We start from the raw sequence: 16,710 nt of genomic DNA on the forward strand, positions 1-16,710 counted from the left end.
TCGGGGTCTGCGGCTCGCGCCCCCCCCTCAACGCCCATCCGCCAGCGGCTCCGCCAGGCCGATGAGGATGCCTTCGGGGCCGCGGAGGTAGCAGAGGCGGTAGGCGTTTTCGTAGCGGACCACCTCGCCGACCAGCTGGGCGCCGTGGGGGGCGAGGCGGGCCAGGGTGTCGTCGAGGTCGCTGACGGCGAACATGGCGCGCAGGTAGCCCAGGGCGTTGACCGGGGCGGTGCGGTGGTCGGCGACCACCGGCGGGTGGGCGAAGCGCGACAGCTCCAGGCGGCTGTGGCCGTCGGGGGTGACCATCATGGCGATCTCGACGTGCTGGTCGCCCAGGCCGGTGACGCGTCCGGCCCACTCACCCGCGACCGACCCCCGCCCCTCCAGGGTCAGGCCCAGCTCGGTGAAGAAGGCCACGGCCGCGTCGAGCGACTGCACGACGATGCCGACGTTGTCCATGCGCAGCAGGCGGCTCTGGGTCATGGCGGGGTTCAGGCTCCTTGAAGTGGGGGCGCCGCGGGCCGCGGACGCCGGCGTCAGGCCGGTGAGACCGCCGAGCCGACGAGCATGTCGACGAACCGCTCGTCGATCGGCTCCTTGGAATACCAGCGGCGATAGAACAGCGGGCCGACGATGCAGGCCGCCAGATCGGCTGGGGACTTGCCGGCCGGCATGTCGCCTCGGGCGACGGCCCGCGCCGCGACGGCGTCGAAAGGCGACATCAGGCCCCTGTGCAGCGCCGATTGCATGGCGGCGATCTCCGGGTCGCGCTCGGCGGCGTCGATGATTGAGGGATAGACCGAGGTCCAGGCCGCCGCGCCCAGCTGGGCGCCGAGATGGCTCGCCAGGGCGTGCACGTCGCCCCGCAGCGTGCCGGTGTCGGGCGCCTCGCCCGCGTCGCTGAGCCGTGAGCAGGCGTCGATCAGCAGCGCCGTGCGCGAGGGCCAGTGGCGATAGATCGTCGTCTTGGAAACCCCGGAACGGCGCGACACCTCGTCGATGCTGAGCCCCCCCACCCCGCTCTGCGTCAGCTGGCGATAGGTCTCGGCCAGAACCGCCGCCTTGGAGCGCTCCACGCGCGGGTCGGCCGGCTTCGGCGTCTGCGCCACCCCACTCTCCCTTGCCCGCCACGATACGATACGCTACGGTATCGTATCGTTAGTACTGGACCGTAGCGTATCGTTGTAACGGCGCGGCTGCGGCAGGAAAGGTGCGAACCGTGAAATTCAGCTACACCCGCCTGGTCACCGAGGACGTGCCGCGCCTGGCCGCCTTCTACGAGCGGCTCCTCGGCGTCTCCCCTCATGGCGACGAGAGCTATGTCGAGTTGCGCCCGGACGGCGCCATCCTCGCCCTCGTCAGCCGCAAGGCGGCCGAGTATGCGCACGGCGGCCAATGGAGCGCCGGCGCCAACCGGTCCGCCATCCTGGAGTTCGCCGTCGAGGACGTCGACCGCGAGCGCGCCCGGCTGGACGGCCTGGTGACCGACTGGCTGCAGCAGCCCAAGGACATGCCCTGGGGCAACCGCTCCATGCTGTTCCGCGACCCGGACGGCAATCCGATCAACGTCTTCCAGCCGGCGGCCCGGCCGTCCTGAGGAAGGGGGGCGGTGGGGGCCTACAATCCCTATCCGGCGCGCGCCTGGCCGGCGGGATAGGGCCCGAGCCACCGGAAGGACTTTTGCAGATAGGCCTGGTCGATGGCGCCCGGCGGCTGGCCATGCGCCACGATCAGATTGCGGCCCCGCCAGCCCAGCACCTTGTCCCGGGCCTGGCGCGCGGGCGCGCGGTCGATGAACGACAGGCGCCATTCGCGAGGCGCGCTCGCCTGGTCCTCGGTCAGGCCATCCAGACGCGCGAGGAAGCCGAACCAACCCCAGTGCTTGCTGAGAAAGTCCCGGCTGAAGGTCTGGATCAGGTCGGCGACGATCACCGTCGCCGAGGCCCGGTGCAGGAACACGATCTCGTCCATGGCGAAGGAGCCCCGGAACCAGGCCTGATCGATGTCGGCCAGCCATTCGGCCGGCGGATCGCCTTCCAGCGCCGGCTGGAACGGCAGGTCGGGGCGCTTGCTGATCGTTGATCTGGGCCCCCAGAGGCGCGCCTCCGGGAAGGCCGTCTGCCATTCGGCGAGGTAGAGGTGATGCAGCTTGTTCGGGCTGACGAGGTGCCGGACGGGCCCCAGCCGGTCCACCGCCTGCCGCAGTTCCGCGGTCAGCTTGACCGGAGACCAGATCCACAGTCCGCCGTCCGCCAGCCGGACAACGGCGCAGCGGGTGGGATAGGCGGCCCCGAAGAAGCTGACGATCTCGCCTTCGGCGACCCACAGGGCATCGTGCGCCTGGTGAAGCATCTCTCCGCCACGACCTCCGCACGGTGATCAGCCCGAAGATGATGGCGGATATCCGGCGATGGGTCGAACGAGCCCCCCCTCACCCACCGCCGATCTTGGGGATGAAGTACACCTCGCTGTCGGGGGCCAGCGGCGTGGTCCAGGCGTCCTGGTGGATCTCGCCGTCGATGGCTATGGCCATGCGGCGGTCGATGAAGGCCCCGAGGCCCGGGAAGCGCTGGTCGAGGGCCTTGATCAGGCGCCGCACGGTGTCGGCCTCCACGTCGAACGCCTCCAGCCGCCCGGTGAAGGGGGTCAGTTCCGAGGAGGCGACGACGTGGACCATGCGCGGCTCCGGATGTGGGGGCGGCCCCCTCCACCGCCTTCGGCGGTCCCCCTCCCCCAGAGGGAGAGGAGAATGGTTCTCTTCCCCTCTGGGGGAAGTACGGCCGAAGGCCGGGATGGGGGCTCCAGCGCAGAACCGACTGCGCCAGGCTGGAGGCCCCCTCCACCGCCTTCGGCGGTCCCCCTCCCCCAGGGGGGGGGAGGAGAACGAAGCCTAGCCGCCCAGGGCCGCGACGATCTTCGGCGGGCTGAGGGGCAGGTCGGGCATGCGGTGGCCGATGGCGGCGGAGACGGCGTTGGCCACGGCGGCCAGCGGCGGCACGATCGGCGCCTCGCCGACGCCCTTGGCGCCGAACGGGTGGCGGGGGTTGGCGACCTCCACCAGGATCGCGTCGATCATCGGCAGGTCCGAGGCCACCGGCACGCGGTAGTCCAGGAAGCCGGCGTTCTCCATGCGGCCGTCGGCGCCGAAGATGTACTCCTCGTTCAGCGCCCAGCCGACCCCCTGGGCGACGCCGCCCTGGATCTGGCCCTCGACATAGGCCGGGTGGATCGCCTTGCCGACGTCCTGGGCGGCCGTGTAGCGCAGCACGGTGACGTGGCCGGTCTCCGGATCCACCTCGACGTCGCACAGGTGCACGGCGAAGCCGGGGCCGGCGCCCTGGGCGTTGAGCGAGGTCTGGCCGCTGATCGGCCCGCCGGTGCGCGCCGACTGGGCGGCGATGGCGGCCAGGCTGAGCGGCTTCTCGTCCTTGCCGGGGGCCAGACAGTGCGCCTCGCCCTCGCGCCAGACCACGTGCTCGGCGGCCACGTCCCAGATCAGGGCGGCGCGGCGCTTCAGGTCGGCGATCACCTTTTCCGCCGACTGCACCACCGCCATGCCGGTGGCGAAGGTGGTGCGGCTGCCGCCGGTGAGCATGGAAAAGCCGATCGAGGCGGTGTCGGCCACGATCGGGCGCACCCGCTCGACCGGGATGCCCAGGGTCTCGGCCGCCATCATCGCCATGGAGGCGCGCGAGCCGCCGATGTCCGGGTTGCCGGTGACCACCACCGCCGTGCCGTCCTCGCCGACGTTCACCGCCGCGGTGGATTCCCCGCCGACGTTGAACCAGAAGCCGACGGCGACGCCGCGGCCCTGGTTGGGGCCGAGCGGGGCCTTGTAGTGCTCGGTGTCGCGGATCGCCGCCAGGGTCTCGACGTAGCCGATGTTCTGGAAGGTGGGGCCATAGGCGGCCTTCATCCCGTCGCGCACGGCGTTCTTCTCGCGCAGGGCGATGGGATCCATGCCCAGCTTGAGGGCCAGCTCGTCGATGGCGCTCTCCACCCCGAAGGCCGAGATCGGCGCGCCGGGGGCGCGGTAGGCGGCGACCTTGGGCGTGTTGGTGACCACGTCCCAGCCGGTGATCCGGAAGGCCGGGATGTTGTAGCAGGCGAGCGCGGTCATGCTGCCCGCCCCCACCGGCGAGCCCGGGAAGGCGCCGGCCTGGTACTTCAGCTCCACGTCCGCGGCGGTCAGCGTGCCGTCGGCCTTGGCGCCAAGTTTCACGTGGATCACCCCGCCGGAGGTGGGCCCGGTGGCGCGGAAGCACTCGTCGCGGGTCATCACCATCTTCACCGGGTGCCCGGCCTGGCGCGACAGCGCCAGCGCCAGCGGCTCGAGATAGACCACCGTCTTGCCGCCGAAGCCGCCGCCGATCTCGGCGGGGGTGACGCGGATGTCGGAGATCTCGATGCCCAGCACCTTGGCGCAATAGGTGCGCACCATGAACTGGCCCTGGCTGGAGCTCCACACGCTGCACTGGCCGTCGGCCGCCCAGGCGGCGACGCAGGCGTGCGGCTCGATATAGCCCTGGTGCGTGGCCTTGGTGGTGTAGCGGCGCTCGACGATCACGTCGGCGGCGGCGAAGCCGGCGTCCAGGTCGCCGCGGGCGATGCGGTTGCGCTTGGCGATGTTGGAGGGCCGGTCCGGCCTCTCGTCCAGGCCCTCGGTGATCAGGTGCGCATGCAGCAGCGGCGCGTCCGGGGCCATGGCGGCCTCGACGTCCTGCACGTGCGGCAGCACCTCGTAGGTCACCTCGATCAGCGCCAGGGCCTCGTCGGCGATGGCGTTGGACATGGCGGCCACCGCGGCCACGGCGTGGCCCTCGTACAGCGCCTTGTCGCGGGCCATGACGTTCATCGCCATGTCGCGCAGGTTCGAGGCGGCCTCGCCGCCGTCGTGAAACTCGTCGGCCAGGTTGGGGAAGTCGGCGCCGGTGATCACCGCCTTCACCCCCGGCAGGGCGCGCGCCTTGCGGGTGTCGATGGAGACGATGCGGGCGTGGGCGTGCGGGCTGCGCAGCACCTTGCCCATCAGCTGGCCCGGCATGTTGAAGTCGGCGCCGTAGGCGGCCCGGCCGGTGACCTTGTCGGCCCCGTCGGGACGGATCGGGCGGGTGCCGACGATCTTCAGGCCGCCCTCTTCGTTGTGGCCGATGGCGGGGCCGGAACCCGGCCGGTCGAGAACATCGCTCATCACACGCGCTCCTGTCTCAGTTCGGCGGCCGCATCCAGCACCGCGCGGACGATCTTGTCGTAGCCGGTGCAGCGGCAGAGGTTGCCGGCCAGCCAGTAGCGGACCTCGCTCTCGCTGGGGTCCGGGTTGACGTCGAGCAGGGCCTTGGAGGCCATCAGGATGCCCGGCGTGCAGAAGCCGCACTGCAGGGCGGCGTGCTCAAGGAACTTCTGCTGCAGGGGGTGCAGCTGGCTGCCCTGGGCCAGGCCCTCGATGGTCTCCACCCGCCGGCCCTCGGCCTCGGGCGCCAGCACCAGGCACGAGCACACCAGCCGGCCATCGAGGATCACGCTGCAGGCGCCGCAGTCGCCCGAGCCGCAGCCCTCCTTGGTGCCGGTCAGGTCCAGCTCGTCGCGCAGGGCGTCCAGCAGGGTCATTCCCGGGTCGGCCAGGAACTCCACCGGATCGCCGTTCACCGTGGTGGAAATGTGCGTCTTGCTCATTGCGCGCCTCCGGCCCGCTGGAAGGCGATGCCCGCCGCGCGCCGGGCCAGCACGCCTGCGATCCGGGTTCGGTATTCGGCGGTGCCGCGCTTGTCGCTGATCGGCCGGCAGGCGGCGCGGGCGGCGGCGTCCAGCCGGTCCAGCGCCGCGGCGTCCAGCCGCGAGCCGACGATCGCCGCCCCGGCCTCGGCCACCAGCAGCGCCGTGGGGGCCACCGCGCCCAGGGCGACGTGCGCCTCGGCGATGGTTCCGTCGGCGGCCAGCGCCAGGCTGACGGCGGCGCCGACCACGGCGATGTCCATCTCGGTGCGCGGGATCAGCCGCAGATAGGCGTCGGAGGCCCGCGCCGGACGGGCCGGCAGGCGGATCTCCAGCACGAACTCGCCGGGCGCCAGGCTGGTGCGGCCGGGGGCGGTGCAGATCGCCTCCACCGGAACCTCGCGCCGGCCGGCCGGGCCGGCCACCACGCACACGGCGCGCGCGGCGATCATCGCCGGCACGCTGTCGGCGGCGGGCGAGGCGTTGCACAGGTTGCCGGCCAGGGTGGCGCGGCCCTGCACCTGGGTCGAGCCGATCAGGTTGGCGGCCTCGACCACGCCGGGCCACGCCTTGCTGAGCGCGGCGTGCTCGCCGAGGATCGCGCCGGGCGTGGCCGCGCCGACCACGAAGGCGCCGGCCTCCTGGCGTACGCCGATGGCGCCGGCGATGCGCTTGAGGTCGACGATCACGTCCGGCTTCACCCGGCCGGCGCGCAGCTGCACCAGCAGGTCGGTGCCCCCGCCCATCGGCCGGGCCCCGGCGGCGCCGAGGGCCTGCACGGCCTCCTCGGCCGTCGCGGGCGCAAGATAATCCAGCTTCGACAAGCGACCTCCCGGTGTTGGCGTTGCGCGGCATGGGCCGCGGTAAGGACTGGCCGACGATCGCGTCGGTCCGGCGCGGCAAGGCCAGCGGGCCGGCAAGAGGCTGCGCGATCGGGCGCACCCCTACGATGCGACGCCCACGGCTGGCCGGTCAAGGGGTTGGGTTTCCGGCGGCGCCAGACTGCACCCCCCTCGGCGGAACCCCTCACCTTCCCGCTCGCGATGCGATCGGGCCCCTTCCTCTCCCTGTGGGAGAGGAGAAATAGGCGTGGGAGCGGCGAGAATTCACACCTCTCCCGTGGGGAGAGGGAGGGGCCCATGGCGCAGCCATGGGAGGGTGAGGGGTTCCGCCCGCGCCCGGTCGCCCTCAGCCCAGGGGGCCTCCCCCTTCGTCAGCGCTTCTTCTTCGCGCGGTTGCGGGCGACGGCGGCGGCGATCAGGGCCTTGAGGGCGGGGGCGTCGAGGGTTTCGCCTTCGCGCAGGTCGATGGCGCGGCGGACGTTGCCGTCCAGGCTGGAATTGAACAGGCCCGCGGGGTCGGGCAGCTCGGCGCCGTTGGCGAAGGTGAGCTTGACCACCGCCTTGTAGGTCTCGCCGGTGCACAGGATGCCGTGGTCGGACCACACCGGCACGCCGCGCCACTTCCACTCCTCGACCACGTCGGGCGCCGCCTCGTGGATCAGGGCGCGCACCTGGGCCAGGGTCTGGCCGCGCCAGTCGCCCAGCTCGGCGATGCGGCCATCGATCAGGGCGGAAGCGTCTGCTGTCTTCGTCGGGGTCATCGGCGGGGCTCTCCTGGCGCCATGGTGGCGAGGGCGAGGCGGGGTGTCGAGGGCTCGGCCTTCTCCGTTCCTGCTATTGTGCCGCCGCCGCGGCGCGACGACTCGCAAGGGCGGCGCGCCGGGATGGAGACGCATGCATGGCCGGGCCGCTGCGCGAGTTCGCCCCCGACCTGTGGCTGGCCGACGGGCCGGTGGTCAGCGCCATCGCCGGCTTCCGCTATCCGACGCGGATGGCGGTGATGCGCCTGGGCGACGGCGGGCTGGCGCTCTGGTCGCCGGTGGCGATGGACGCCGACCTGCGCGCGGCGGTGGAGGCGCTGGGGCCGGTGCGGTGGCTGATCGCCCCCAACGCCCTGCACGACAGCTTCATCGGCGAGGTGATGGCCGCCTGGCCGGACGCCCAGGCCCTGGCCCCGCCCGGGCTGCAGGCGCGGCGGCCGGAGCTGGCCTTCGCCGGGGCCCTGGCCGACGCGCCGCCCGCCGCGTGGGCGGGGGCGCTGGAGCGGGTGATCGTGCCCAACAGCATCGCCAGCGAGGCGGTGTTCTTCCACCGCCCCAGCGGCGCGGTGATCTTCACCGACCTTCTGCAGCACTTCCGCCCCGGCTGGTTCACCGGCTGGCGGGCGCTGGTGGCGCGGCTGGACCTGATGACCGGCCCCGAGCCCGCCGTGCCGCGCAAGTTCCGCGCCGCCGTCCGCGACCGTCAGGCCGCACGCGCGGCCGTCGAGGCGATCCTCGACTGGCCGGCCCAGCGGGTGCTGATGGCGCACGGCGAGCCGGTGACGAGCGATGCGCCGGCCTTCCTGCGCCGGGCGTTCCGCTGGCTGACGGGCTGAGGTTGCGCCGGGGGTGGCGGGGGCGGGGGCGGCGGAACCCCTCACCTTCCCACTCGCGATGCGAGCGGGCCCCTTCCTCTCCCTGTGGGAGAGGAGAAATATGCGTGGGAGCGGAGAGAATTTACACCTCTCCCATAGGGAGAGGGAGGGGCCCATGGCGTAGCCATGGGAGGGTGAGGGGTTCCGCCCGCGCCGCTTCGCCCGCCCGCCGTTAGTCCCCCGCGGCGTCGGGGTCGATCGCGCGGTCGACCAGGTCGCGCCAGGTGGGGTCGGTATCGTCGACCAGGTCGACGTCCTCCAGCAGCGCCACCACGCCCTCGCCGTCCGGCAGGATCAGGCCCAGCACCTCCATCACCTCGCCCTCGGCGCTGGTGTGGCGTTCGGCCTGCACGGCGATGGCGGCCTGTTCGCCGTCATCGTCCCACCAGATCACCGGCTGGGGCAGCTCCATGTCCAGCGGCCGGCCGTCCGCCGTGTCGCTCATGGCGAACACCGCGCGGCGGGCCTGCACGTCGTCCAGGGTGGCCAGCCGCCCGGCGAACGGCGCCAGCCGCGCCCAGTCGTCGACGTCGAACCCCTCGCCGTCGATCGGGCTTTCCGAGGGGTCGTCGGGGTCGTGCGTGGGATCGCTCATGCGGCCTTATAGGGGGCCGCGGGCCGCGGCCGAAACCCCCGACGGTCCAGCGCCAAGCTGGAGCCCCCTCCACCGCCTTCGGCGGTCCCCCTCCCCCAGGGGGGGAGGAGAACGGGTCTCTTCCCCCACTGGGGGAAGTACGGCCGAAGGCCGGGATGGGGGCTCCAGCGGAGAACCGGCCGGCGCGGCGGCTGCGTGCAATCCTCGGCGCGCGGCGGGGCGCACATCCCCGGCGCGAACGCCCCGGCCGAAGGGGAAGAGGAGCCTGACCATGTCCGACACCCTGGAAACCCGCCGCCGCGACCTGCTGGCCCTCGGCGCGGCCGGCCTGGCCGCGGCGCCGCTGCTGGCGGGCGCCGGCGCGCAGGCGCAGACGGCGTCCCCGGCCGCCGCCGGCCTGCCGCCGCTGAAGCGCGTGCGCACCGCCGACCTGGAGGTCGCCTATGCCGAGCTCGGGCCGGCGGACGGCGCGCCGGTGCTGCTGCTGCACGGCTGGCCCTACGACATCCACGCCTTCGCCGAGGCCGCGCCGATCCTGGCCCAGGCGGGGCATCGGGTGATCGTCCCGCACCTGCGCGGCTATGGCGGCACCCGGTTCGTCTCCGACCAGGCGATGCGCAACGGTCAGCCGGCGGCCCTGGCGGTGGACGCCCGCGACCTGCTGGACGCCCTGTCGATCCGCCAGGCGGTGATCGGCGGCTTCGACTGGGGCGCGCGCACCGCCGACATCGTCGCCGCGCTCTGGCCGGCGCGCTGCAAGGCCCTGGTCTCGGTCAGCGGCTACCTGATCGGCAGCCAGGCGGCGGGCGCCAAGCCCCTGCCGCCGGCGGCCGAGCTGCAGTGGTGGTACCAGTTCTATTTCGCCACCGAGCGCGGCCGCGCCGGCTATGCGGCCAACACCCACGCCTTCGCCCGGCTGATCTGGCAGACCGCCTCGCCGCAGTGGCGGTTCGATGACGCCACCTTCGAGCGCAGCGCCGCCAGCCTCGACAATCCGGACCACGTGGCGATCACAATCCACAACTACCGCTGGCGGCTGGGCCTGGCGCCGGGCGAGGCGCGCTACGACGCCATCGAGGCGCAGCTGGCGCAGGCGCCGCCGATCGCCGTGCCGACCATCACCATGGAAGGCGACGCCAACGGCGCCCCGCACCCGCCGCCGGAGGCCTACCGCGCCCGCTTCACCGGCCCCTACCAGCATCGCACCGCCACCGGCGGCGTCGGCCACAACCTGCCGCAGGAGGCTCCCGCCGACTTCGCCCGCGCGGTGCTGGACGCGGCGCGGCTGGCCGGGTGATGCTGCGCGCGCAGTCCGGGGAGCGCGCGCATGATCGGCAGGGTGACGGTGGTGATCGGCCTGGCGCTGGCGGCGAGCGTCTGGGCGGCGCCGCTACGGGCCGAAGCGCCCTCGTCCGGGGCCGCGCCCGCGCAGGCTGGCCCGCCGGCGGTGATCTCCAGCCTGGACCTCACCGGCCCGTTCGCGACACGCACGCCCTGGCGGTTCGTGGCGACCCAGGGCCCCAAGGTCCCCGATCCCAACTTCGACGGCGAAACCGCGCCGGGGGCGGTCAGCCTCTGCCTGGCCAGGCCGTCCGGCGGGGCGTGCGTCGCGCCGCTGCCGAACCTGACCGACGCCTACTGGAACGCGCACAATCTGGATGACGCCCGCATCGTGCGCGCCGGCGCCACGCCGCTGCTGTGGCTGCGCACCTCCAGCCTGCCCGGGGCCAACGGCGACCAGGCGGTGCTGTACCAGCTGCTGGCCTATCGCCGCGCGGCCGACCGCTTCGAGCCGGTCTATGCGCTGCAGACCGGGCGCAACAACAACCAGGACGCCCGCTTCGTGACGCGCGGGCCGCTGGCCGGGGCGGTGATCTCGGCCGAGCCGACGCCGAACGCGCCGTTCGGCTTCTGGGTGACGGTCAGCCGGCTATCGCCCGGCGGCGGCGCCTTCCGTCCGGTGCTGCGCTATCGCAGCGCCACCCGCTATGGCGATGGCAACCCGCTGGCGGTGATCGATTCCGAGATGCCCAACATCCTGCAGCGCCTGGGCCTGTGGCTTCCCGGCCAGCCCCTGCCCCTGCCGGCCGGCCCCTGCCCGAAGCCGCGGCTGGTGAAGGGCGCGCTGTGGTGCGGCTGACGGCGGTTCTCCGCGGGAGCCCCCATCCCCGGATTCGCCGGTACTTCCCCCAGAGGGGGAAGAGAACCGTTCTCCTCCCCCTCTGGGGACCCTCTGGGGGAGGGGGACCCCCGAAGGGGGTGGAGGGGGCCGCCGCCGCCGCTGGCCGACGCGGCGTTGGCCGTGGCAGGATCGCCGCCGATGAGCGCCGCCCCCGATGACCCGGACCCGATCCGCATCGCCTTCGAGACCGAGGTGATCGAATGGCGCGGGCCGGCGCCGTTCTTCTACGCCCCGGCGCCGCCGGACGTGGCGGCCGAGCTGCGGGCGGTGATGCGGGCGGTGACCTATGGCTGGGGGATGATCCCGGTGGAAGCGCAGGCCAACGGGGTCGCCTTCACCACCGCCCTCTTCCCGAAGGACGACACCTACCTGCTGCCGCTGAAGGCCGCCGTCCGCCGCCAGGCCGCCATAACCGCCGGCGACCACGTCGCCGTACAGCTGACCCTGGCCGCGCGGCGGGGTTAGCGCCTCAGGCGCCCGCCGCCGCTCGCCTCGACAGGGCGAGTTCGCGGCTCCAGCGGTAGAACTGCGGGATGTCGTACGGGTGCGGACCGTCCAGGGCGCCGTCCCACATGCGCCGCTGCGCGCCGATCAGGTCGCCGCCGTAGACGTGCAGGCCGAGCGTCGGGGTGGCCAGGGGGTTCTCGATGGCGTGCACCACGGCCTCGCCCAGCAGGATCGCCTCGCCGGCCGGCACGCGGCGCCGGTTGGCCTCGGCCAGCGGCTGGCCCGCGCCGGCCTCGCGGTAGAAGGTGTTCACCTCCTCGCCCTGGTAGATGCCCACCACCGCCCACATGGCGTGGTCGTGCGGGATGGTGACGAGGCCGGGGGCCAGGGTGACGTTCAGCACCGTCAGGTCGTCGGCGCGGTGCAGCGGCGCATCGAGCGCGCCGACGCCGGGGGTCAGCGGCTGCACCGCCGCGGCGATGCCGGCGGGGTCCGCCAGCGCCTCGCGCATCCGCTCCAGCACCCGCGCCGGCCCGTGCGGCCCCGCCGCCAGCCGCCGGCAGTCGTCGACGAACGCCGCAAGCTCGAAGGTCGCCGCCATAGCCATCTCCCTGGGGCCGTTCTCCCCTAACCGGCGCCGCTGCGGCGGGCCGGCCTGTGAGCTTGGCCCCCGCTTAAGGCGCTGGCAACAGATAGCCATCTGGATACCCGTCTTGACACCGCGCCGGATCGCATCAATAGATAGCCATATGGATACCTATCAACCACAGCCCCTGCCCGCGATCTTCGCCGCCCTGGCCGACCCCACGCGCCTGGCGGTCCTGGAGCGGCTGGCGCGCGGGCCGGCGTCGGTGTCGGACCTGGCCGCGCCGCACCGCATGGCCGGGCCGTCGTTCCTGAAGCACCTGAAGGTGCTGGAGGGCGCCGGGCTGGTGACCAGCCGCAAGGCCGGCCGGGTGCGCACCGTCGCCCTGGCGCCGGCCGCGCTGCGCGACGTCGAGGCCTGGGTCGACGCCCACCGGGCCGCCTGGGCCCGCCGCCTCGACGACCTGGGCGACTTTCTCGAACGCAAGGACGACCGCACATGACCGAGCACCGCGAATTCACCCTGCAACGGCGCTATGGGCGCCCGCGCGCCGAGGTCTGGGCCGCCTGGGCCGATCCGGCGCTGAAGGCCGCCTGGTTCTCGCGCGGCGAGCACAGCCTGGACTTCCGGGTCGGCGGCGAGGAGCGCGGCGTCTCGCACGACGCCATGGGCGAGCACGTCAACGCTGGCCGCTATTTCGAGATCGACCCCGGGCGGCGCATCGTGCTGGCCTATTCCATGGCCCTGAACGGGCGGGTGCACACGGTCTCGCTGACCACCATCGTGCTGGAGGACGACGGCGAGGCCGGCACGCGGCTGACCTTCACCGAACAGATGTGCGTGATGCCGCCCAGCGACGGCGCCCCCGGCCGCCAGCAGGGCTGGGGCGTGCTGCTGGACCGCCTGGGCGAGACGCTGGCGCGTTAGAGGCGCCCTACCCTAGCGGTACAGCCAGTCCGCCGGCAGGCCCAGGCGCACGCAGGCCTGGGCGGGCGGGGCGTTGCGCAGGCACAGGCGGTCGGCGGCGCGGGCGGCGGCGCGGACGAGCGCGGCCTGGGCGGGTGAGAGACCGGGTTCGCGCCACAGCGCCAGCCCCCTCGCCACGTCCGGCGGGATCAGGTCCACCGCCGCGCGCACCAGCAGGGGCTGCAGCGGCCTGGCCAGCCCGGGCAGCGCCGGGGCCTGGCGCATGATCTGCAGGAACTCGGCCACCACCGGCGAGGCGGTGAGCGCCGAACGCATGGCGGCCAGCTGCGCGGCCCAGTCGACCTGCGAGCGCGGCGCGCCGACGGCGCCGTAGAGCCGCGCGGCCGGGGCCGACTCCGCCCAGGCGCGGTCGCGGTCGGCGGCGGACAGCGGCCGCACGAAGCGGTGGTAGGCCTCGGCAAAGCCATAGCTGGCCGTGGCCTGCACCCAGTCCAGCAGCGCCGGGTCGCTGGCGGCGTAGGCGCGGCCGTCGTCGGCCAGGCCGGTGATCTTGGCGTGGCGGCGACCGACGGCGGCGATCATCGCCTCGGCGCGCGAGCGGGCGGCATAGACGGTGACCATCGCCGCCAGGCCGGTGCGCCGCAGCCGCGCCACCGGGTCGGTGCGGAACGTCGTGTGGTCCCACACCCCGGCGCGCACGCGCGGCTCGGCCAGCTCCAGGATCACCGCGGCGACCCCGCCGATGAACAGGCCGACCGGGTTCTTGAACACCCGCCACGACACCGCGTCCGCCGCCACCAGGGCCGGCTCGCCCACGGGCGTGGCGAAGTCGGCCGGCGGCATGCCCTGCGCCTGCAGGAACCCGGCCGCCATCGCCTCGACGCGGGCCTGGATCGGCAGCGGCAGGGTCAGGGCGCTCATCCGCGCAGCACCGGCTCCCCGGTGCGGGGGTTGCTGAGGGTGACGTTCTCGCCGGCCTGGATCGCCCACGCGCCGCCTCGCCGGGTGAGCACCAGCAGCAGCAGGGTGTCCACCTGATGCGGCCCGGCCGGGTGGGCGGGGCCAGTGGCGAGGCGGCTCCAGAACTGCACGATGGCGGCGTCCTCGCCCAGCGGCCGGACCTCGATCGGCTCGTTGGTCAGGGTGGAGTCGCGATAGACGGTCTCGTGGATGCCCCGGTGCAGGGCGACGATCGCGTCGCGCCCGCGGGTGAAGGTGGCGAAGCGGTTCACGAAGGTGGCGTCGTCGTGGAACAGCGCCCCCAGCGCGGCCATGTCGTGCGCGTTCCAGGCGTCGGCGAAGGCCTGCGGCGCATCCTCGGGTCGGATCATGGGGGCCATGCCGGCCAGCATGGCAGGCCTGCGCGCGCGTCGCCAGCGGCAAGGCCGGAGCGGCCCCTCACCTTCCCGATCGCGGCGCGATCGGGCCCCTTCCTCTCCCTCGAGGGAGAGGAAAAACAACCTTGCGGCCTTCCTAAAGAGACTCCTCTCCCTTCAGGGAGAGGAAGGGGCCCGCGCCCGCAGGGCGTGGGAAGGTGAGGGGCCGCGCCAGCGGTCGCGGTGGCCCCCCTCCCCTCCACGATTTTGTCCCGGCCGCCTGCGTGGCTATACGTAAACCCATGAACACTGAACCGGACTGGAGTCTGTTTCAGAGCTTCCTGGCGGTGGCCGAGGAAGGCTCGCTGTCGGCGGCGGCGCGGCGGCTGGGGCTGACGCAGCCGACGCTGGCGCGGCACGTCGACGCCCTGGAGGCGGCGGTCGGCGCGGCGCTGTTCCTGCGCACCCAGCGCGGCCTGTCGCCCACCGAGGCGGCGGTGGGCCTGATCCCCTACGCGCGGACCATCGCCGCCAACGCCGCGGCCTTCGTGCGCGCCGCCGCCGACGGCGCCGGGCGGGTGGAGGGCGCGGTGCGGATCAGCGCCAGCGAGATCATCGGCGTGGAGCTGCTGCCGCCGGTCCTGGCGGGCCTGCGCCGCAGGCACCCGGCGCTGGCCATCGAGCTGAGCCTGACCGACGCCCTGGACGACCTGCTGCGCCGCGAGGCCGACATCGCCGTGCGCAACGGCGCCCCGCAGCAGGACGTGCTGCTGGCCCGCCGGCTGCCGTCGATCCGCCTGGGTCTGTTCGCGCATCGCGACTACCTGGCGCGGCGCGGGACGCCCGCCGACCCGGCGGGGCTGGCCGGGCACGAGCTGATCGGCTTCGACCGCGAGACCCCGTTCATCCGCGCCCTGGCCAGCGGCCTTCCGCAGTTCCGCCGCGCCGACTTCGCCCTGCGCGTCGATTCCAACCTGGCGCAGCTGGCGGCGATCCGCGCCGGCCTGGGGATCGGCCTGTGCCAGGCCGGCGTCGCCCGGCGCGATCCCGCCCTGGTGGCGGTGCTGCCGGAGGCGGTCGGCTTCGACATGGAGACCTGGGTGCTGATGCACGAGGATCTGAAGTCCAGCCCCCGCTGCCGGGCGACGTTCGACGCCATCGCCGACGGCCTGACCGCCGCGATCGAGGGCTGACGCCCTCCCCCGGGCGCCGCGAAGAACCGTCCGCGCCCAGCTGGAGCCCCCTCCACCGCCTTCGGCGGTCCCCCTCCCCCAGTGGGGGAGGAGAACCGTTCTCTTCCCCCACTGGGGGAAGTCCCCGCGAAGCGGGGGATGGGGGCTGCCGCGCAGGACCAGGTTCGTTGTTTTCCGTATATCGACGCCACGTATTCCCGCAATTTTCTACACCACCGGAAAGGCGCATCCCTGTCGCCGAGGCTGGCGTGGGCCGGCGATGGCGGAGAGCGGTGATGGGCGAGGATCTGACGGTGGTGTTCGGGGCCGGCGCGGTGGGCGGGCCGATCGCGCGGGCGCTGCTGGCGCGGGGCCAGCGGGTGCGGGTGGCGCAGCGCACGCAAGGCGCGGGCCTTCCCGAGGGGGCCGAGTTCATGGCCACCGACATCCTGGACGCCGCGGCCGTGGCCCGGGCGGCGGCCGGGGCGCGGCAGGTGGTGCTGTCGGTGGGCTTCGCCTACGACAGCCGGCTGTGGCGGCGGGTGTGGCCGGCGACCATGGCCAATGTGCTGGCCGCCTGCGAGGCCGCCGGCGCGCGGCTGGTGTTCATCGACAACCTCTACCAGCTGGGCCCGCAAGCCGCGCCGCGCACCGAGGCCATGCCGCTGAGCGACCGCGGCGACAAGCCGGCGATCCTCAGCCAGGTCACGCGCCAGTGGCAGGCGGCCGCCGGCCGCGGCCTGAAGGTGGCGGCGCTGCGCTGCCCGGACTTCTACGGGCCGGGGGTGGACGTCTCGCACATCGGCGCCACCGGCTTCGGCCGCGTGGCTGCGGGCCAGCCGGCGATGCTGATCGCCCCGCCGGACACGCCACACGACTTCGCCTATGTGCCCGACATCGTCCGCGCCGCGCTGGCGCTGCTGGACACCGGCGACGACGCCTATGGCCAGGCCTGGAACGTCCCCTGCGCCCCGACCCTGACGCCGCGCCAGATCCTGGCGCTGGGCGCGCGGGCGATCGGCGCGCGGCTGAGGGTGGCGGCGATCCCGCTGTGGACCCTGCCGGTCCTGGGCCTCGCCGTCCGCTTCCTGCGCGAGGTGAACGACGTGCGCTTCACCTTCGACCGGCCGTACGTGGTCGATTCCGGCAAGTTCCAGCGCCGCTTCGGCCTCGCGCCGACGCCCTATGCCGAGGGCGCGGCGGCCACGGCCCGGGCCTATGCGACCGCGGCGGGTTGAGAGGCGGCGCGGCCCCTCACCTTCCCGATCGCTGCGCGACCGGGCCCTCCCTGCAGG

General features: G+C 73.7%; 21 protein-coding genes. 9 read left to right on the forward strand and 12 right to left on the reverse strand.

The window, feature by feature from the left end:
- Window positions 1–27: 27 nt before the first annotated feature.
- The gene (locus ACO2Q3_RS11920) at window positions 28–483 is read right to left on the reverse strand and encodes a VOC family protein (RefSeq protein ID WP_423306806.1); all 456 of its coding nucleotides are present in this window, start codon (window positions 481–483) and stop codon (window positions 28–30) included.
- Between the two features lie 53 nt (window positions 484–536).
- Window positions 537–1,109, reverse strand: coding sequence for a TetR/AcrR family transcriptional regulator (locus tag ACO2Q3_RS11925; protein ID WP_423306807.1), 573 nt, complete (start codon window positions 1,107–1,109; stop codon window positions 537–539).
- Between the two features lie 110 nt (window positions 1,110–1,219).
- Between ACO2Q3_RS11925 and ACO2Q3_RS11930 the strand changes: the two genes are divergently transcribed.
- Window positions 1,220–1,597 carry a VOC family protein gene (locus tag ACO2Q3_RS11930; RefSeq protein WP_423306808.1) on the forward strand — a complete coding sequence of 126 codons (378 nt, stop codon included), beginning with the start codon at window positions 1,220–1,222 and terminating at the stop codon, window positions 1,595–1,597.
- 29 nt (window positions 1,598–1,626) lie between these two features.
- Here ACO2Q3_RS11930 and ACO2Q3_RS11935 read toward each other — a convergent pair whose 3' ends face one another.
- The 6 genes from ACO2Q3_RS11935 to ACO2Q3_RS11960 form a co-directional block, all read right to left on the reverse strand.
- Window positions 1,627–2,352, reverse strand: coding sequence for a DUF4336 domain-containing protein (locus tag ACO2Q3_RS11935; RefSeq protein WP_423306809.1), 726 nt, complete (start codon window positions 2,350–2,352; stop codon window positions 1,627–1,629).
- 79 nt (window positions 2,353–2,431) lie between these two features.
- Complete coding sequence (locus ACO2Q3_RS11940) at window positions 2,432–2,677, reverse strand: MoaD/ThiS family protein (protein ID WP_423306810.1); 246 nt, start codon at window positions 2,675–2,677, stop codon at window positions 2,432–2,434.
- Window positions 2,678–2,890: 213 nt separating this feature from the next.
- A complete protein-coding gene (locus ACO2Q3_RS11945) occupies window positions 2,891–5,191 on the reverse strand; it encodes a xanthine dehydrogenase family protein molybdopterin-binding subunit (RefSeq protein ID WP_423306811.1) in 2,301 nt (766 codons plus the stop codon).
- On the reverse strand, window positions 5,191–5,673 hold the full coding sequence (locus tag ACO2Q3_RS11950) for a (2Fe-2S)-binding protein (RefSeq protein ID WP_423306812.1): 483 nt from the start codon (window positions 5,671–5,673) through the stop codon (window positions 5,191–5,193). The genes ACO2Q3_RS11945 and ACO2Q3_RS11950 overlap by 1 nt, the downstream gene beginning before the upstream one ends.
- Window positions 5,670–6,536 (reverse strand): FAD binding domain-containing protein, encoded by an 867-nt coding sequence (locus tag ACO2Q3_RS11955; RefSeq protein ID WP_423306813.1) that lies wholly within the window; start codon window positions 6,534–6,536, stop codon window positions 5,670–5,672. Before ACO2Q3_RS11955 ends, ACO2Q3_RS11950 begins: the two co-directional genes overlap by 4 nt.
- A gap of 389 nt (window positions 6,537–6,925) precedes the next feature.
- Window positions 6,926–7,315 (reverse strand): DUF1801 domain-containing protein, encoded by a 390-nt coding sequence (locus tag ACO2Q3_RS11960; RefSeq protein WP_423306814.1) that lies wholly within the window; start codon window positions 7,313–7,315, stop codon window positions 6,926–6,928.
- Window positions 7,316–7,452: 137 nt separating this feature from the next.
- Between ACO2Q3_RS11960 and ACO2Q3_RS11965 the strand changes: the two genes are divergently transcribed.
- The gene (locus ACO2Q3_RS11965; protein WP_423306815.1) at window positions 7,453–8,151 is read left to right on the forward strand and encodes a hypothetical protein; all 699 of its coding nucleotides are present in this window, start codon (window positions 7,453–7,455) and stop codon (window positions 8,149–8,151) included.
- Between the two features lie 211 nt (window positions 8,152–8,362).
- Here ACO2Q3_RS11965 and ACO2Q3_RS11970 read toward each other — a convergent pair whose 3' ends face one another.
- On the reverse strand, window positions 8,363–8,785 hold the full coding sequence (locus tag ACO2Q3_RS11970; protein WP_423306816.1) for a hypothetical protein: 423 nt from the start codon (window positions 8,783–8,785) through the stop codon (window positions 8,363–8,365).
- A gap of 271 nt (window positions 8,786–9,056) precedes the next feature.
- Between ACO2Q3_RS11970 and ACO2Q3_RS11975 the strand changes: the two genes are divergently transcribed.
- The 3 genes from ACO2Q3_RS11975 to ACO2Q3_RS11985 all read left to right on the forward strand — a co-directional run bounded on the left by ACO2Q3_RS11975 (window position 9,057) and on the right by ACO2Q3_RS11985 (window position 11,432).
- A complete protein-coding gene (locus tag ACO2Q3_RS11975; RefSeq protein ID WP_423306817.1) occupies window positions 9,057–10,082 on the forward strand; it encodes an alpha/beta fold hydrolase in 1,026 nt (341 codons plus the stop codon).
- A 30-nt stretch (window positions 10,083–10,112) separates the two neighbouring features.
- A complete protein-coding gene (locus ACO2Q3_RS11980) occupies window positions 10,113–10,925 on the forward strand; it encodes a hypothetical protein (RefSeq protein ID WP_423306818.1) in 813 nt (270 codons plus the stop codon).
- 180 nt (window positions 10,926–11,105) lie between these two features.
- Window positions 11,106–11,432 (forward strand): DUF1905 domain-containing protein, encoded by a 327-nt coding sequence (locus tag ACO2Q3_RS11985; protein ID WP_423306819.1) that lies wholly within the window; start codon window positions 11,106–11,108, stop codon window positions 11,430–11,432.
- Window positions 11,433–11,436: 4 nt separating this feature from the next.
- Here the strand turns inward: ACO2Q3_RS11985 and ACO2Q3_RS11990 are convergent, their stop codons facing one another.
- A complete protein-coding gene (locus ACO2Q3_RS11990) occupies window positions 11,437–12,015 on the reverse strand; it encodes a hypothetical protein (RefSeq protein WP_423306820.1) in 579 nt (192 codons plus the stop codon).
- Between the two features lie 148 nt (window positions 12,016–12,163).
- Here ACO2Q3_RS11990 and ACO2Q3_RS11995 point away from each other — a divergent pair, with 148 nt between their 5' ends.
- Together ACO2Q3_RS11995 and ACO2Q3_RS12000 are read left to right on the forward strand one after the other, a co-directional pair.
- Window positions 12,164–12,502: an ArsR/SmtB family transcription factor gene (locus ACO2Q3_RS11995; protein WP_423306821.1), complete on the forward strand. Its 339-nt coding sequence runs from the start codon at window positions 12,164–12,166 to the stop codon at window positions 12,500–12,502.
- The gene (locus ACO2Q3_RS12000; protein WP_423306822.1) at window positions 12,499–12,927 is read left to right on the forward strand and encodes an SRPBCC domain-containing protein; all 429 of its coding nucleotides are present in this window, start codon (window positions 12,499–12,501) and stop codon (window positions 12,925–12,927) included. The genes ACO2Q3_RS11995 and ACO2Q3_RS12000 overlap by 4 nt, the downstream gene beginning before the upstream one ends.
- 12 nt (window positions 12,928–12,939) lie before the next feature.
- Here ACO2Q3_RS12000 and ACO2Q3_RS12005 read toward each other — a convergent pair whose 3' ends face one another.
- Together ACO2Q3_RS12005 and ACO2Q3_RS12010 are read right to left on the reverse strand one after the other, a co-directional pair.
- Window positions 12,940–13,848, reverse strand: a complete 909-nt coding sequence (locus ACO2Q3_RS12005; RefSeq protein WP_423306823.1) for an oxygenase MpaB family protein — start codon at window positions 13,846–13,848, stop codon at window positions 12,940–12,942.
- On the reverse strand, window positions 13,845–14,258 hold the full coding sequence (locus ACO2Q3_RS12010; protein WP_423306824.1) for an SgcJ/EcaC family oxidoreductase: 414 nt from the start codon (window positions 14,256–14,258) through the stop codon (window positions 13,845–13,847). The genes ACO2Q3_RS12005 and ACO2Q3_RS12010 overlap by 4 nt, the downstream gene beginning before the upstream one ends.
- Before the next feature lie 287 nt (window positions 14,259–14,545).
- Here ACO2Q3_RS12010 and ACO2Q3_RS12015 point away from each other — a divergent pair, with 287 nt between their 5' ends.
- Together ACO2Q3_RS12015 and ACO2Q3_RS12020 are read left to right on the forward strand one after the other, a co-directional pair.
- On the forward strand, window positions 14,546–15,436 hold the full coding sequence (locus tag ACO2Q3_RS12015; RefSeq protein ID WP_423306825.1) for a LysR family transcriptional regulator: 891 nt from the start codon (window positions 14,546–14,548) through the stop codon (window positions 15,434–15,436).
- A 275-nt stretch (window positions 15,437–15,711) separates the two neighbouring features.
- Window positions 15,712–16,653 carry an NAD-dependent epimerase/dehydratase family protein gene (locus tag ACO2Q3_RS12020; protein WP_423306826.1) on the forward strand — a complete coding sequence of 314 codons (942 nt, stop codon included), beginning with the start codon at window positions 15,712–15,714 and terminating at the stop codon, window positions 16,651–16,653.
- Window positions 16,654–16,710 lie beyond the last annotated feature (57 nt).

Source organism: Caulobacter sp. KR2-114 (assembly GCF_049446115.1).
Classification (GTDB): domain Bacteria; phylum Pseudomonadota; class Alphaproteobacteria; order Caulobacterales; family Caulobacteraceae; genus Acaudatibacter.